The organism is Peribacillus sp. NPDC046944 (assembly GCF_050272735.1).
Lineage (GTDB): Bacteria > Bacillota > Bacilli > Bacillales > DSM-1321 > Peribacillus.
On sequence record NZ_JBNNML010000003.1, the window covers coordinates 54,922 to 71,478 of the forward strand.

At 37.0% G+C, this 16,557-nt stretch carries 13 protein-coding genes; 2 read left to right on the top strand and 11 right to left on the bottom strand.

Annotated elements, in window-relative coordinates; genetic code table 11:
- Window positions 1-10: 10 nt before the first annotated feature.
- The 4 genes from ACQKIC_RS05875 to ACQKIC_RS05890 all read right to left on the bottom strand — a co-directional run bounded on the left by ACQKIC_RS05875 (window position 11) and on the right by ACQKIC_RS05890 (window position 6,070).
- Window positions 11-1,006, bottom strand: a complete 996-nt coding sequence (locus ACQKIC_RS05875) for a thiamine pyrophosphate-dependent dehydrogenase E1 component subunit alpha (RefSeq protein ID WP_402869882.1) — start codon at window positions 1,004-1,006, stop codon at window positions 11-13.
- A 22-nt stretch (window positions 1,007-1,028) separates the two neighbouring features.
- On the bottom strand, window positions 1,029-2,450 hold the full coding sequence (lpdA, locus tag ACQKIC_RS05880) for a dihydrolipoyl dehydrogenase (RefSeq protein WP_427590464.1): 1,422 nt from the start codon (window positions 2,448-2,450) through the stop codon (window positions 1,029-1,031).
- Window positions 2,451-2,519: 69 nt separating this feature from the next.
- A complete protein-coding gene (bcd, locus tag ACQKIC_RS05885) occupies window positions 2,520-3,617 on the bottom strand; it encodes a branched-chain amino acid dehydrogenase (RefSeq protein ID WP_402869385.1) in 1,098 nt (365 codons plus the stop codon).
- Window positions 3,618-4,003: 386 nt separating this feature from the next.
- A complete protein-coding gene (locus tag ACQKIC_RS05890; protein WP_427590465.1) occupies window positions 4,004-6,070 on the bottom strand; it encodes a sigma 54-interacting transcriptional regulator in 2,067 nt (688 codons plus the stop codon).
- A 173-nt stretch (window positions 6,071-6,243) separates the two neighbouring features.
- Between ACQKIC_RS05890 and ACQKIC_RS05895 the strand changes: the two genes are divergently transcribed.
- Entirely contained in the window at window positions 6,244-6,480 is a 237-nt protein-coding gene (locus ACQKIC_RS05895; protein ID WP_402869389.1) for a DUF2627 domain-containing protein, read from the top strand.
- A 44-nt stretch (window positions 6,481-6,524) separates the two neighbouring features.
- On the opposite strand, the gene ACQKIC_RS05900 is transcribed toward ACQKIC_RS05895, so the two are convergent.
- From ACQKIC_RS05900 to ACQKIC_RS05920, 5 genes are all read right to left on the bottom strand, one after another.
- Entirely contained in the window at window positions 6,525-7,256 is a 732-nt protein-coding gene (locus tag ACQKIC_RS05900; protein ID WP_427590466.1) for a glycerophosphodiester phosphodiesterase, read from the bottom strand.
- A gap of 74 nt (window positions 7,257-7,330) precedes the next feature.
- The gene (locus ACQKIC_RS05905) at window positions 7,331-8,908 is read right to left on the bottom strand and encodes a DUF342 domain-containing protein (RefSeq protein WP_427590467.1); all 1,578 of its coding nucleotides are present in this window, start codon (window positions 8,906-8,908) and stop codon (window positions 7,331-7,333) included.
- Window positions 8,909-9,430: 522 nt separating this feature from the next.
- On the bottom strand, window positions 9,431-10,009 hold the full coding sequence (locus ACQKIC_RS05910; RefSeq protein ID WP_427590468.1) for a hypothetical protein: 579 nt from the start codon (window positions 10,007-10,009) through the stop codon (window positions 9,431-9,433).
- 161 nt (window positions 10,010-10,170) lie between these two features.
- Window positions 10,171-11,904, bottom strand: coding sequence for an ATP-binding protein (locus ACQKIC_RS05915; protein WP_427590469.1), 1,734 nt, complete (start codon window positions 11,902-11,904; stop codon window positions 10,171-10,173).
- Window positions 11,905-11,914: 10 nt separating this feature from the next.
- A complete protein-coding gene (locus tag ACQKIC_RS05920; RefSeq protein WP_427590470.1) occupies window positions 11,915-13,060 on the bottom strand; it encodes a hypothetical protein in 1,146 nt (381 codons plus the stop codon).
- Window positions 13,061-13,200: 140 nt separating this feature from the next.
- Between ACQKIC_RS05920 and ACQKIC_RS05925 the strand changes: the two genes are divergently transcribed.
- Window positions 13,201-13,374: a hypothetical protein gene (locus tag ACQKIC_RS05925; RefSeq protein WP_427590471.1), complete on the top strand. Its 174-nt coding sequence runs from the start codon at window positions 13,201-13,203 to the stop codon at window positions 13,372-13,374.
- A gap of 753 nt (window positions 13,375-14,127) precedes the next feature.
- Here the strand turns inward: ACQKIC_RS05925 and ACQKIC_RS05930 are convergent.
- The gene (locus ACQKIC_RS05930; RefSeq protein WP_427590472.1) at window positions 14,128-14,349 is read right to left on the bottom strand and encodes a hypothetical protein; all 222 of its coding nucleotides are present in this window, start codon (window positions 14,347-14,349) and stop codon (window positions 14,128-14,130) included.
- A 367-nt stretch (window positions 14,350-14,716) separates the two neighbouring features.
- On the bottom strand, window positions 14,717-16,282 hold the full coding sequence (locus ACQKIC_RS05935) for a phage major capsid protein (RefSeq protein ID WP_427590473.1): 1,566 nt from the start codon (window positions 16,280-16,282) through the stop codon (window positions 14,717-14,719).
- Between the last annotated feature and the right edge of the window lie 275 nt (window positions 16,283-16,557).

Here is a 16,557-nt window from a genome sequence, read left to right on the forward strand (position 1 = left end):
TTTTCCCCCCTTACTTTTGTTCGTAAACATGATCCATAGCGCTTTCAGCTTTCGGATATGGAGCATGTTCGGCGTAATCTGTAGCTTCGTTCACTATTTTCATCACTTCATCATTAAGTTGTTTTTCAAGGGTTTCATCCATGATACCCGCTTCCTTTAAATACGCTCCAAAAGTCATGATGGAATCTTTTGTTTTCGCTTCAGCCACTTCTTCAGCTTCACGATAACTGCGGTCATCGTCATCACTTGAATGGGGAGTCAGCCTATATGAAACGGTTTCAACTAAAGTGGGGCCTTCTCCTCTACGAGCGCGATCAGCCGCTTCTTTAACCGCTTTATATACCTCCAACGGATCATTGCCATCCACCGTGATTCCAGGCATGCCGTATCCAATTGCCCGGTCCGATACCTTTTCACAGGAAAGCTGTTTGGATATAGGAACGGATATGGCGTATTGGTTGTTTTCACACATAAAGATGACTGGAAGCTTATGGACGCCTGCAAAGTTGGCCCCTTCATGAAAATCACCTTGATTGGATGAACCTTCCCCAAACGTGACGAATGTCACCAGGTCCTTTCCTTCCATTTTCCCTGCAAGGGCAATTCCCACCGCATGTGGTACCTGTGTAGTTACCGGAGAAGAACCCGTAACGATCCGGTTTTTCTTTTGTCCAAAGTGACCTGGCATTTGCCTTCCCCCGGAATTGGGATCCTCGGCTTTGGCAAATCCTGATAGCATCAATTCTTTCGCCGTCATTCCAAATGACAAGACGACTCCGACGTCCCGATAATAAGGCAATACGTAATCCTTTTGCCGATCCAAGGCAAATGCCGCTCCAACCTGTGCAGCTTCTTGCCCTTGGCAGGAAATCACAAAAGGAATTTTCCCTGAACGGTTCAACAGCCACATCCGCTCATCCATCCTACGTGACAGCAGCATGGTCCGATACATATCTAATACGGTTTCATCATTCAAACCCAATTGTTCATGACGTGTTTCCACCATTATCAAAAAACCTCCTCCTTTTTTATGAGTGAATGGCAAGGCCATCCACTGCGAGAGCTGCCTCTCCGATTGCTTCCGAATGACTTGGATGGGGGTGAATCGTCTTTGCCACTTCCCAAGGGGTGGCATCCAGTACCTTTGCCAGGCCAGCTTCGGAAATCATATCCGTAACATGCGGTCCAATCATGTGGACACCCAGAATATCATTCGTTCTTTTATCCGAGATGATTTTGACAAATCCATCCGATTCCCCATAAACAAGGGCTTTACCGACAGCCCGGAATGGAAACTTTCCAATTTTCAATTCATATCCATCTTTTTTGGCCTGTTCCTCTGTCATGCCGACGCTTGCCGCTTCTGGACTTGAGTAGATGCATTTCGATATAAGCGAATAGTCGATCTTTTCCGGTTTTTTTCCTGCCATGTGTTCAACTGCCGTCAATCCCTCATGTGAAGCAACATGGGCCAACTGCAAACCGCCGATGCAATCTCCAATCGCGTACATATGCGTCTCTTTCGTTTGGAAAAATTCATTGGTGACAATATATCCATTTTCAATGACGATATCCGTATTATCCAAACCAATCGATTCAAGATTAGCCATTCTTCCAACGGAAACCAATAGTTTATCTGCCTCGAACTCCTCGAGTTTTCCGTTGATTTCTGCAGTGATGGACACTGATTTATCTTTTTTCAGCGTCTCTGGCAACACCTTAGCGCCTGTATGAAAAGTAATGCCTTTTTTCTTCAATAAGCGAAGCATTTCATCCGAAATTTCATGATCTTCTGTGGGAATGATTTTATCTGCATATTCTAGTACCGTTACTTCCACGCCAAAGTCATTTAACATCGAGGCCCATTCAATACCTATCACGCCTCCACCAACTATAATGATTGATTTTGGCAAGCTGTCTAGCTGAAGTGCTTCATCGGAAGAAAGGACAAGATCCCCATCAATCGATAAACCTGGTAATGATTTTGGGCGTGAACCGGTAGCAATGATGATATTTTGTGGAATCAGCATTTCATTTTCACTACCATTATTCATTTCCACGGAAATTGTTCCTGGCATTGGTGAAAAGATGGAAGGTCCAAGTATTCGGCCTATTCCTTCGTAAACGTGGATCTTCCCTTGCTTCATCAAGTGCTGGACCCCTCTATAAAGCTGGTCGACCACCTTGTTTTTCCGTTCCTGGACTTTGCTGAAATCCACATTCACGTTTTCTGTGAAAATACCGAATTCCTCACTTTTGATAGCCGTTTGGTAAACCTCTGCACTTCTTAACAAAGCTTTGGAAGGAATACAGCCTTTATGTAAACATGTCCCGCCTACCTTTTCTTTTTCAACGACTGCCGTTTTTAAACCAAGCTGTGCCGCCCTGATTGCTGCAACATACCCTCCGGTTCCTCCGCCAAGAATGACAAGATCATATTCTTCAGCCATGTTCATTCCTCCTTGTTGGAAATTCCTATGTCCATCCTGATAACACAGGAATCCAAGTTGTTTTTTAACTCATCTACGTCGGTTCAAGATATGTTTCTCGTCTCGTAAAAATTGACTTCTGGAATTTCTCATTCTTTCAATCCGCTCTTCTGCCATTCTATCAGCTGCTTTATAGGTCGGGATTTTATCCCGTTTTGCTATTTCAATGACTCTTTCAATGCTATCATAAACACCTTCAACTTTTTTCAAGGCTCTTTCCCGATTGTACCCTTTCAGTTCATCCGCAACATTTATGACACCGCCCGCATTAATGACATAATCAGGTGCATAAATGATTCCTTTTTCATGTATTTGGTCCCCATGAATCGGTTCCTTCAATTGGTTATTGGCCGCACCTGCAATCACCTTTGCCTTGATTTTACCGATCGTTCCATCATTTATGACAGCGCCCAATGCACAAGGTGCATAAATATCACAGTCCACTCCATAAATCTCATCCGGGTTTACAGCTTTGGCACCAAATGTTTCAACAGCACGATTTACACTCTCTTTATTAATATCAGTGACAATCAGTCTCGCTCCTTCTTCATTCAGGTGACGGCATAGATTATAAGCTACATTCCCTACCCCCTGAACGGCAATCACCTTTCCTTCCAAAGAATCACTTCCGAATGCTTCCTTTGCCGCTGCTTTCATGCCTCGGTACACACCATAAGCGGTGACCGGCGAAGGGTTCCCTGATGAACCGAACTCAGGTGAAATGCCTGTGACATAATCTGTTTCTTCATGAATAAGGTCCATATCTTCCACTGTGGTTCCGACATCTTCGGCAGTAATATAGCGGCCATTCAATCCCTGGATATACCTACCGAATGCCCTAAACATTTCTTCATTTTTGTCTTTACGTGGATCTCCGATAATCACGGTTTTTCCACCACCTAGATTCAAGCCTGCTGCCGCATTTTTATAAGTCATACCTTTTGAAAGTCTTAGCGCATCTTCTATGGCTTCTTCTTCTGAAGCATATGTCCACATGCGAGTACCACCAAGGGCTGGGCCAAGTGTCGTATCATGTATCGCGATGATCGCTTTTAAACCTGATTGTTTATCTTGACAAAATAATAGCTGCTCATAGTCATATCGTTCTAAATAGTTGAAAATTTCCATAATGGAATCCCCCCTCAGATGTTTTCAAAGTTGCCAAAAAAGAGAGGCTCATCCTGTATCCTCATTCTTTTCTGACATATAAAGGTTAAAGTCATATTGTTAGTTAGTGCTCTCTTGCCTATATGATAGTGCGCATTTCGCGATTTGTTACCCAAAAAATCCATATTCCATTCAATAACATGCAAATTACATGCCAACAAAATAAATATGGTGGATATATTCCTGTGAAAAGGGAGTGGGAATTGATGTAAAACGTGGAAGCAGAAGAGATATCCAATCCTATAAGTTTTTTAATTAAATACATTCCATCTGCTTATCGAAGAATAATAAACGCCAAGAACGTGCATTTTTTTGCACACTGTGCAATTATTTGCATGCAGTTTTTTTCACACTCCCATTTTCTCCATTTTGTAATATAAACTTCTGACTGAAATGCCAAGCGCCTTTGCTGTAAGGGTTTTGTTCCCCTTATACGTATATATCGCCTCTTGAATAACCTTCGCTTCATACCTGTCCATTATTTCCATGAGCATTTCTCCCGATACGTACGCTTCATTTCTTAATGATTTCTCTTGTATTAAAGGAATGTTATCTTCAATAAAGTCCGGAATGTGCTGGACATCCATGATGGTCTCGGTTAACTTCATGAAGATAATTGCTCTACCCAGGATATTTTCTAGTTCCCGAACATTACCTGGCCAATTATACATTTGCATTTTATGAATTGCTTCATCTGTAATTCCTTCGATGCTTCGCCCGTATTCCTGGTTGATCTTGTGAATCAAATGTTCTGCCAGTTCTTTTATATCTCCCTTTCGCTTCCGCAATGGGGCGATGAAAATGGGCATCCGGTTCAAACGGAAATAAAGATCTTCACGGAATGTCCCTTTTACTATGGCTTGTTCAAGGTTAATGTTGGTTGCAGCGATCACCCTGACATTAATAGGTATGGGATTGGTACCACCCACCCTTATCAGTTCTTGTTCCTGGAGAACCCGAAGTAATTTAGCCTGGATACTCGCCGGCAACTCACCGATTTCATCCAAAAATATACTTCCATGGTTGGCCTCCTCAAACAGTCCGGTTTTTCCGCCTCTTCTTGCTCCCGTAAAAGCACCCTCTTCATACCCGAATAGCTCACTTTCCAACAAAGATTCCGAAATTGCTGCGCAATTAACACGGACGAATTTATTGAACTTTCGATCACTTTCATTATGGATAGCATGGGCAAACAGTTCCTTGCCTGTTCCTGATTCACCTCTTAATAGAACGGTAGCAGGGGTTCTCGCAGACAATTTAGCCTGATCGATAGGTAACTTCATCTCTTCCGAAGTGCCAATGATATCATCAAAAGAATATTTTGCCTGAAGAGTACGGATGATTTGCCTTGCACGGTTCAATTCATGAGTTAACGATTGAATTTCAGAAACGTCATGAATGACTCCAACGCTTCCTTTCAATACTCCTTCAACAATGATTGGTGCAACATTCACAATTACTTCCTTATGTTTAGGACCAACACGCATGTTAACTCCGCGAACAGGCTTTCTAGTCTTAAGGACCTTCATATGCATGCTTTCCCCTTCATAAATATCAATGGCAGCCGGTTTGCCAATTACTTGATTTTTCGTCAATCCTGTTATCCTAGAGTAGGCTGGATTGATCAATAAACCATATCCCCGTTCGTCCACCACCGATATTGCTTCATCACTAGACTGAATGATGGCCTCAAGCATGGTCTGAATCTCTTTTAAATCCGTTATTTGTTCAGCTAGTTTTACCGCTTCCGCTTCCGTTCTTTTCTTAAACAGCGAGAATGCGCCTATCATTTCATTTTCGTGACTTACCAAGGGAATCCTGGACGTAATGAACTCCATACCCGATTTACTGATGGAAATATGTTGGTTTTCTTCTCGTTCCCTCGTCTCCATCACCCTTAATAACCCACTGGAAGGAACAAGATCGAGGATATGTCGGCCAATTACCGTTTCCCGTTTTGTATTGGTTATTCGTTCAGCATTGTGATTGAATAAGGTGACATAGCCGTCTTTATTGATCACTAACATGCCCTCACTCGCTGCATTCAATATCAAGTCCATTATGGAGGATGAATTTTCCAACTTATTAATCAGATGATTTTTCTCTTCGATGAGTTTAACAAGAATATGGGCTACACTACCAGGAACCAGTATCGTTTGCTGTCCCGTCTTCTTTTTTATCTCCTTAAAAACAGCAGGGTCACCGGTTGTATCAATAATGATATCCAATTCCCTATCCATCGCACTTTCCCAATTTGATACTGTACAAATTTTTCGTGCCTTTGCAGCCAGGATCCCTTCAGCAGCCTCATTCGTATCAGCCATACAATCAATGAAAAGGGTTTTGCTTTCCAGTAGGAGCTCCAATACAGCACTGCCCCCTTTTCCTCCACCAACGATCATCACCTTTTGCATGACTTCCTCCTTCTGCGATAGTAAGTTCCCGCCTATGATATCTTTGATTTTACCATATTGATTCCAAAATGACCGTTCACACATTCCAATGATTTTCTCAATTACCCATACTTGACAAAAATATATTATCCTTTATCATTTTTTATATGGAATTTCTGGAAGGGACTTGACACATGAAACGTTTAATCGCTTTTTCCATCCTTTTTATCCCGGGAGCATTTGCCGCGTACGGAATTAAGATAATGCGGGATATGGTATTTGGCATTCTCCAACCTCCCTATCCCATGCTTTGGATCCAATTTTTAATTGGACTGCTGATAACGATAGGAGGGATAGCCTTTATCGCAGGGTTTATTCTTCACCGGGATCGTAAAAAAGACAAAGTTCAAAGTAGATTTAACAAATTTTAAACACGTCGAACAAGGGGGCATGAATCACATGGCCCCCTGTTTTTTTACTTTTCATAATTTGCCCTTACTATTTTTGCTTTTTCCGGAAAATCAGTGATGATGGCACTGCAACCCAATTTGAATAACCGCTTCATATCTTCTTCTTTATTAACGGTATAGGGCCGAACCAGGATCCCATCGTCCATGGAAGATTGAATGATCGAGTCTGGGGCTGATCGGATACTAGGATGTATCGCACTTCCACCAATCGCACGTGCATATACCCAGGGCATATACATAAATTCCCGGTACAATGGTGCAGTTTCTATTTCTGGTGCCAACTGATGGCAAAAAACCAGACTATAATGATTAAAGGAAGAAATAATGATTCGTTCTTCCATCTCATACGCCCGGATGAGCCTAATGACCTTTGCTTCTAGTCCCGGATACATAAAAAAGGTGTTCTTCAACTCAATAATGCAAAAGAGATGGGTATGGTACAACCACTTCAACAGTCCATCAAGCGTAGGAATTCGCTCTTCACACCCTTTACCCGCATAGGATGAAGCCGCATTCAAGGTTTGCAACTCTCTTAATGTCCTGTCTTTCACAAAGCCAGAGACACCTGTGGTTCGATCAAGCTTTTCGTCGTGAATAACGACTACTTCGCCATCCTTTGAAAGCTGCACATCCATTTCAATTCCCTCCGCTCCAACACGAGCAGCCTCTCGGAAAGCCACCATCGTATTTTCAGGATGGGTTCCTGCCGATCCTCGGTGTGCGAAAATTAACGTCATAAAAACTGCCCCCCACAAAAATTTCAGTAGATCTTCAATTTTATGAAAAGGCGCAGTCGGATATTAATTTAAGATTAATCAAAATGCAAATAATTATTTTCCGCATAGAACGTTCCTTTTGTTAAGTCGTTCAATTTTTTCTCCATGCTTTTAATTTGCAGTCGAGTATCAGGAAATGCCATTTGCCCGATGGTAATTTCCCCATCCCCCTTGGATTCAAGTGTATCCATCAATGATTTACGTTTTTCATCGATTTGAAAAATCTCACCATTCAAGCGTTCAAGCTGTTCTTTGGTATGTTCATATTGATAATTTTGCGAAACATTCAATTGTCCGACGAACATTTCATAGACCTCCAGCTTTTCCTTCATTAATTCCAGCTCTTGAACCTTTGCCTTATAACGGAGTAAAGTTTCATTCAATTCCTCTTTTAAATTCATACGATTAAAGCCCTGTACATTTACGATAGTCTTCCGTTCCATTCTATTCCCGATGACGGCAGCCCTGACTTTTCCATGAGCTTCAATAACGCCCCCAATCAATTTTCCTTTCTTTTCATCTGTATAGATATTTTTTGCTTTCAGAAAACTTCCAAGCGAATAATATCCGATATGTATGCTTTCCCCTGCATGTAAATGGCTTTCATTAGCATGCTTTACGTAAATATTTCTACCTGCAGAGATTTCGGAAACCCCTTTTCCAAAAATACCGCCTTTAATGAATACATCCCCCTTTTTCGAATAAATTCCTTTTACATTACTTATCCCCAGCTCACTTAAAATGGATATATCCTTGGTAGCCGTTACCGAAAAATTGTCAAGAACCGATCCTTTTATGGTAACGCTTCCTTCGAATTCGATATTACCTGTTTCGATTCCGACATCCCCCTCAATGACAAGGTGATTTCCTACACTGATTTTCCCGTCTTTGAACTCCACCACTCCATCTGTCATGGCCCTGAGAACGATTTTACCTTCACTTTCAATTGCCTCCACAGTTTTTTGGTCATATTGAAGCTTTTTATTTTTCCCCTTCTGTGCGAGAACAAAGTCCCCTGTAATGGACCTTCCCATCGTCCCTTCTGTAGGAGGGGTCTTTTCACCAAGCCACTCTCCCTTTTTTACTTCATCAAGGAAATTCATATCGTAATAATCGGCCTTTCCATCCTCCCGTATCACAGGCTTTCTATCCGACCTTTTGTAATAGGTGACCACAGCATCCGTTCCATGAACCGGCTCAATGCCTTTAGCCACAACAATTGATTCTTTCACTTGTAACTGATTTTGCAAGACATGCATTAAGATTCCTTCTGAAATATTCTCACGTTGTAGATCCTGTAAAATCATCCCCACTATTTCTGACTGGTGATTCATCAAATAATCCGCAGAACACTTAATCTTTACACTTGCTGTCAGCTTGTCTTCCGCTATCTTCCACTCCAAGAGTGGTTTTTGTTTACCCACTTTGATTTTTTCCCCGCTAGCCTGTATAAGTGCATCCTTTAAATCTTTAAAATTATCCAGTGAGATTTGTGGATATTTATTCAGGATTGGATTCATTTGCAGAATGGAAAAACCTTTTTGAAAAACGGTCATATATACTATTTCTTCTTCCATTTCCAAGATGAAATATTGATTTTCTTCATAAATCACAAACTTTCCTCCTCGTGCCTACGAATATATACCTATAATTATAAGCCACAATCTATAAAAAAATCTAAAAACATACATATTTCACTAAGTAATTTGATATTTGCAAAAACTCATCCTATATGAAGCCCTATATCCAAACAAAAACGCCTTTTATTTATTGGATTCTTCAGGAATAATCCAATAAATAAAAGGCGTTTAATATAAAAAAACTCATGGACTTACTCATACTTGCCTAAAATAGGCAACTACACCTTATCAACTTAAAAGCGCCACGAGTTCTACTATATTTTATTTAGCGGCTCTAGCCTCTTTATGGTCAGTTGTTCTTTAAAAACAATCCGTAGCCCCTAACCCTGTCAAGAAGCTTTGTGTTCAAGACGTAGCTTATCTGCGACCATCGCAATGAATTCGGAACTTCTCGGAGTATAGGGGGTAATTTAAACTCTTAAACGTTAATCTATCAGCATCGATTTACAAACTTCTTCTATAATAGCCAAGAATTTATCGGTTTTTAGATTAAATTCATTGGTCTTTCCTTGATTGTATTTTATCATCCATATAAGCAAAACGATAGCCCCCAATTGGAAAATTTTTCGTAGCCTTTGTAGATTCTCCAGTTTTGAGACTTCTTCCGCACCATCCATAAGAACAAATACCCTGAGTAGCAGCAAATTTCCCAGCGTCTCTGGAACTTCTAAATCTTTTTATGAGAATACCATCTTTATACATCATCACTTCTTTTGCATGAGGTCTGGCATGATTTCTCTTAATCAGTTCTTTAGTTTCCCAACTTCTTTTTTTCCCCTTAAGAATATTGGATATTTTTATCTTTGTTTCTTCCCCTAGTCTTCTTCCAATGCTTATATTAAATTTACCTTGATTGAGCATTTTGTATTGATTTGTGATTTTTTCTTCATATATATAAGCTTCTTCTTCCTCATCAAAATACTTTAAAATAATGTATTCTAATTTTCCACTTTTCATCTTGGACGCATGTTCAGATGATCTACTGTTATAACCGCAATATCTAAAATTAGATCCTTTCCCAACATAAACGATTTCTCCAGTTTTCTTGTCTTTATGAATATATACATAGTACATATACTAATCACCTCGACATTTTTATATCGAGGTGATTGAATTTGTAAACAAACAATTTATATTTGAAAGAGAAGTTAAGAATCTGAATTAATACTTACTTATATATTGAATAATAAAATTGATATTTTATATATAAAGTTCTTTAGTAGACAGTGTAATTATCATTTCCAATTTTCTATAAGATGATCAAATTCTACATTTGCCCATTTTTTCTTCCATTCTTGTAAATAATGAATATCATTTGATGATGGAGTTGGATTACAAGGATCAATTGTTACTAATGAGGGCATTACAATAGAATCCCCAATAAGTATTGCTTCCCCTTCTTTTAATGTTGGTAAGGAGTCTGTTAACGGGCCTAAACTATCAGGAAGCAATCTCTTCACATAATTTTGATCTTCTGGGTTAGTCAATCTCATAGAAATGAAGTTGCTGCACTGCGAAAAAATGGTTTCAGAAATTTCCGAAGGCCTTTGACTTACAATCATGGCAGTTACTCCGTATTTCCGTCCTTCTTTAGCAATTCTTTCTATCGATACTCGACAAGAGTTATATTTAGAAGATTTAATTTTAGGGATATACTTGTGAGCTTCTTCATAAACCAACAAAATTGGTGTTTTATTATAATCATCTGTAAAGGTTTTTTTGAAATAGTACCCATATTCAAAAATTACTCTTGAAATTAAAGATACAGTTATACTTAAAACTTCAAAAGGAACTCCACTTAAATCAATTATAGTTACATTATGGTTAATTGTTTTTTCTTGGGCTTCTATTTCATACCCTAGAAATTGCTTAATAGTATCTTTAAAGGAGATTGTTTCAACTTTCCCATGGAGTAAAAAACTTAATCGCTTATCATTTAATTTATTTTCCATCCTTGATATGAAATTTAGGAAGTCCCCAAAATTTGGACCATTTGAAGTTCCTGTAGCTAACGAAGCAGTTAAATCATCTTCAAACATTAAATTTATTTTATCACTTGTAATTTCAAAATCCTTGCCATCGATACCTTCCCAAACAATCTTGTTTTTCTTATTTTTCCGGTTATTATTTTTGTTACGTATATAAGTTAAGACTTCATTTATGTCGAACTTATATGGAGCATCATATGTTATTTGTTTTGCATCCACTCCCGGATTATGCTTCTTTTTATTAAGAGTGACTGCTTCTTTGAACACATTTCTTTGATTATGGTCATTAGCTTCAGTATCAATAAATAATTCTTCTAATTCCTCACTATTCATTAACCAAAAAGGTAATGCTAAGTTATTTACATCTATATAATTAGCCCCTGGAAATGCTTCTCTATATTCCGAATGAATATCGAATAAAACAATATGGGAATTATTTAACCCTTCATACTCACTATCTTTAACATTTAAAGCCTCTTGTAGCACTTTTGCAACTGTATGAGATTTACCAGAGCCTGTGGAACCCACAACTGCAATATGTTTATTGAAAAACTTATCTCCATTCACCGGTACCTTTATTTCTTTCTCTTGAGACAATTTTGAGAAGCAAAACCTTTTTATTGGATCCACCGCTTCATAAATAGTCTGTATCTCTTCTAGTTTTGCTAGCTCAACATCTGTTGGTGGTATAGCAATGTTATTTCCCCCTCTACTAAACTTTCCATAACTATCTAAAAAACCAAGTGGCATTGCTTCTAATATATACTGACTTTCATTACCTTCTTTTTCGATTGAGAAATTCTCTATTATACAAATTAAAGCACAATCTTCACTATCTGATACACGAATATAAGAACCTACTGAGAATCTCTCAGCCTCTAATTTAAACTTTTCAATATCAGTTACTTGTATCTTAATCTTGTTTGGCAATACGGAAATAACCTTTGCAATTTTTTGTTCTTGTTCAAATATATCTTCCATCTTGACCCCCCTATGAAATCATTTTTAAGACTTGTAGTATATCTTCAGTGAATATTTGAATGTGCTTTGTATTTTTATCTACATTTAATGTTACTAGATTGTTTTTGTGAAATTGATATACTTCATTAAATCTCATATCCTTAACTAACTTATTTAAATTTTCACTATTGATAATCTTAACTCGCTTATTTTCATTTCTTTCCACAATTTTATCTATTCTAAATTTGTCACCATTAAATAGCGTGCCATCATTAAAATAAATGCCCTGATCTATTAGAGACTGTTTAATAAGATTCAACTTCTCTGTCTCCATGGCGCTAAAACAAATAAATGGAGCTGGTGATTTATTATGACGATGATACTTTTTAATTAGTTTGAATATAGTATTCTGAATATCTACAATATGATCATTTTCATTTGTTTCAATTATAAATAACCTTTCAAAATTCCCGATATTTGGAGTTTTAAATGTAAAGATTTCTCGTCGTATTAATTTTACATATTGCTCATTAGTTAAGTAATCCGCATAGGAGGAATGAAAAATAACTTTTCTTACATCAGTGATAAATCCATCCAAATCGCTTTTCATAATTTCTCTCATATTTTTTTCTTTAATTGCCAAATCCAATAATTTCGATCTAAATATCGAGTGATAATAGATTGCTAATGCATGGTCACCTTTTGCATATAATTGTTTAATTAACTCTATGAGTTCGATAAATTGAGAATTATAATCATAGGTGAAAGTTAGTTGAAAGCTTTTTAAAAATTCACTTTTTAAACTCCGCTTATATTTCGATTTTTCTTCCCCTAATATGCTATCGAGTTCCGTCAAATTTAATGATTTGTTCTCAGGAGATTTATCTTTAAAATAGCAATATAAATTAAGCTTTTTGCTTTCATCCGCATTAAATATCTCTAATAATTGGATTACAGGCTTTCTAATTTTACTAGCACTATAATTTTGGGTCTCCTTATGTTTTACTTGCATTACATAATTGTCGTAATTTATATCCTGTATTTGTTCAAATTGAACTTTTGTTTCTGGATTACTTAATACTTCTATTAGTGTGATATCAAATTGAAATAAAAACCCCTTGATAGCATAATATCCTCCATCTCTTTCATTCGGAGAAACAGTAGTTTGTAGATCCAATCCCCCACCCCCAATAACTTGCATTTACATTATATATCATTTAATACAAATTACTGGTAAAAAGATGAAAAAATCTTAAATTATTTCAGGTGATGTATGAATTTTGTTGGAGGTGAAAAATATAAAGAAGAATAACTATAATGAATGAATATCCAACTATTGAAACAGATAGTATTGAGAACGCTGATACTGGCTCATTAAAATACGTTCATTATATAGGAAGTAAAGAGCAACTTCATGAAATAAGAGGAATCTTCTTTAATAGATTAGGTGAAGAAGAAAAGGAGGATGATATGGCCTTAATGAAAATATAACTATCGTGGAAAGCTTTCATACAGACGAAACAAGTAAGGTAACTTCATTAAATGGTTTTAATGTCAGTTATAACGAACTTTGAAAATGCTACAGGACGGTTAATCTGCAAACTAAGTTGTCCATCTAAGATAAAACAACAGATACACGCTTTTGCTTTCACAAGTACAAAGCACCAAACTAACACAAACAAATTAGAACTTATGGTTATAGGTGGTGATGTACCTTTAAAGATGAAAGACGGTATACTCCTGAACATATTAAAGTCGCTAAAGAAAAATTTATTCAAAAATACCCTGAACAAAATTCTAAAAAAACTAAGAATGACATTCAAATTGGTACTGCGTTCTTTGCGCCAATTTATATCCCTAGTTTTGATTAATCAGTTTATACCCATACATATAGTATGAGTATTCTTGAATTGTGACTAAATTAATTATTACATTAGTACATATGCTATTACTTCAACGGAGTTTGGGCGTTTTGGTACCTTTAGCAAAAATGCTCCCTCACGGTTATTTAAGACGTTTTAACTTTTTTTCAAAATGAAGGTAGGCCATATCGTCAAGGCTAGCTACCCTCAACACTTGAAATTCATTTTCTTTTTCCCAATTTACTCTTCACTCTTGCATCACACATCCAATTACAAACTACTATCTTCACCTGAGCTACTAATCTGCACTTGAGTCTACATCATCTACTTCATTCATCACTTACAACTACTTCAGCTCTCACCCTAAATGATTAAACTTAACTCAAACCACAGTTCTCATGAACTCATATGAAACTCCTTCTATACCTAACTCCTTTAGCTTTATGTTTGTCCTTTCCCAAACCTCAGTTCTCTTTACTTTCTTACCTCTGTTTGATAACACTTTAGAGTAGTATGATGCAACAACCTTCGTCACTGCTTTACGATACAAATCAACACCTACATCTTCTTTAATATCCTTTAAACATTCAATCTTCTTATCCATCGTTATCCTTCCTTTCAAATATTATTTTGTATTTTGTTGTATTGTAATACTCTCCATATAAAGCCTATATCTATGGCAGCACGTTATAATTCATAACTTACAGCAAGTACTAATTCCAGTAATACCTTATTTTTAAGAGCTAATACCTAACAGACTTATATCAGCCCTAATAATACGAACTACTGCCTTGCATCTTGAGTCTCAAACAGACATCTAACTTTTTTTACAAAACATCAATCTTGGTATTGATAATCTAGACCTCATTTTTTTTCGTTCATAAAAAAAAGAAGGAAGTTTCAGAGATAGAGGCCTCATCCACTTCCAATAATATGTTTAAATAAAAAACAGAAAGCCAGAACTACTGACTTTAATTAGAAACAGTTAACTTCGCTAATGCTTCGGGATTGAATACAGCTCCATCAACATACATATCGTAGATAAACATTTTTGTACCTGCAAGAGCATTCTTCGTATCTGTAATCATTTGAAGACCAGACTCACCTTTAACCATGATTGCATATCCTAATCCAACATTTCCGAAGACAATAGGATTTTCAGCAGTTAGAGAATTAGTTACGATAATCTCAGCACCAAACAACGTGTAGGTCAATTTTCCATTTACGAATCCATTCTGCATATAAAAGTGTCCAGCTTCATCTTTCATTTTCGAAATTACATTGAATGCTTCTCTCTGAATATAGAATGCAGAACCAGAAAGATAGTCAGGATGAATTGTGTTGTAAAGATCTAATAAATCTTCTATTTTCAAAAACTTTATAAGATTATCACCAACAGGCCCTACAACCTTAACTTCTTTAACATCTGTGTCATGAACAATTCCACGAAATTCTTCTGCTGTGTTACCAGTAAAGATAGAACTCTCAATTGTCTTTCCAACTCGTCGTGATAACAGATCTGCAACATAATCAACAATGTTAACACCAGAATCATTGATCAACATATTTGTTAATGAAATTGATGCACCCACGCGTTTTTGTTCAAGTTTTACTTCACCAAAAGATATTGCTAATTCTGTAACATTATGGCCTTCTCCTACAAAACCTGCTTGATCCGTACTATTCTCTCTTGGTATTTTCAATGAACCTGCAACAGTAGGAAACTTTCGAGACCGTCCAAATACTGGAGCTGTTTCTTCTAACTTCTTAATGATTTCTTGATGAACATTTTGAGGAACAGCACTAGTACCATTACCTGTATAGTTCAATGCTCGTTCTTCTCCACGAAGATAATTTGCTACCCTTCTATACTCAGCTTTTCTCTGTTCTTTTGCTTCTGATTCTTTTGTTGGTTGTCCATAGTAATGTACTGTTTTCATATTAGATTTTCTCTCCTCTTTTTTATAAAATGAAAATTTAGTTCCCTTTTTCAATAATTCTAAATTAGACGGTATTTTCACGTCTTCAATAAGATCAATTCCTCTTGCTGAAATAGTTGATTGAGAATAGGCTGGATCTTTAACAACACTAACCTCAAATAGTTCTAACTCTTCAATCGTTCTTTCATAAAGATCTGTACCAACTAGCTTCCAATTGTCTTTCACAGTTCTAAAACCGAAAGACATGCTTCTGTGGATTCCGGACTTAATTAATTCGTAATAGTCTTTTCCCCATGAAGTAGGAGTGATTGTTGCGGACATAAAAAGACCCTGCTCATCCTCTTTAAGTTCTAAAGAACCATTTCGAGTTGATGCAAGGATTAATTCTCTTTTATGCTCTGCTAGAAAATCTATATCTCTAGAAGAATTCTGAATAGCTCGAGCGAAAGCTCCTTTTCCGATTTTTTCAACGAATTTTTTTGCTGTCCCTAAAACATTACTAAGCTGTTCTGTCTTATTGACATAGCCAGAAACAGTCATTGATCCATCAGGATTAGCTTCTAACTGAGATGTAACGACACGTAGTTCCATTTTCATCTGTTTTCCTCCATATATTTATTGACATTGTTAATTCCATTTAAGGAATCTCCTATGCTATTATTGATTCCTTCTGTGAGATATTTAATAATTGTTGAGTTTAACAATTTTTGTAGTAGGCAAAAAATAAAAAGACACTCAAGTAATTTGAGCGTCTTAGGTTGAGAAAAGAAATGTATATATCTTTCTCTTCTATTCAAACGTTGAAAAAATTGAAGAAAGCCTGGAGAAACTTTCTTTGATATAGTAATGAAAAACTACTATAACTCTCTAAT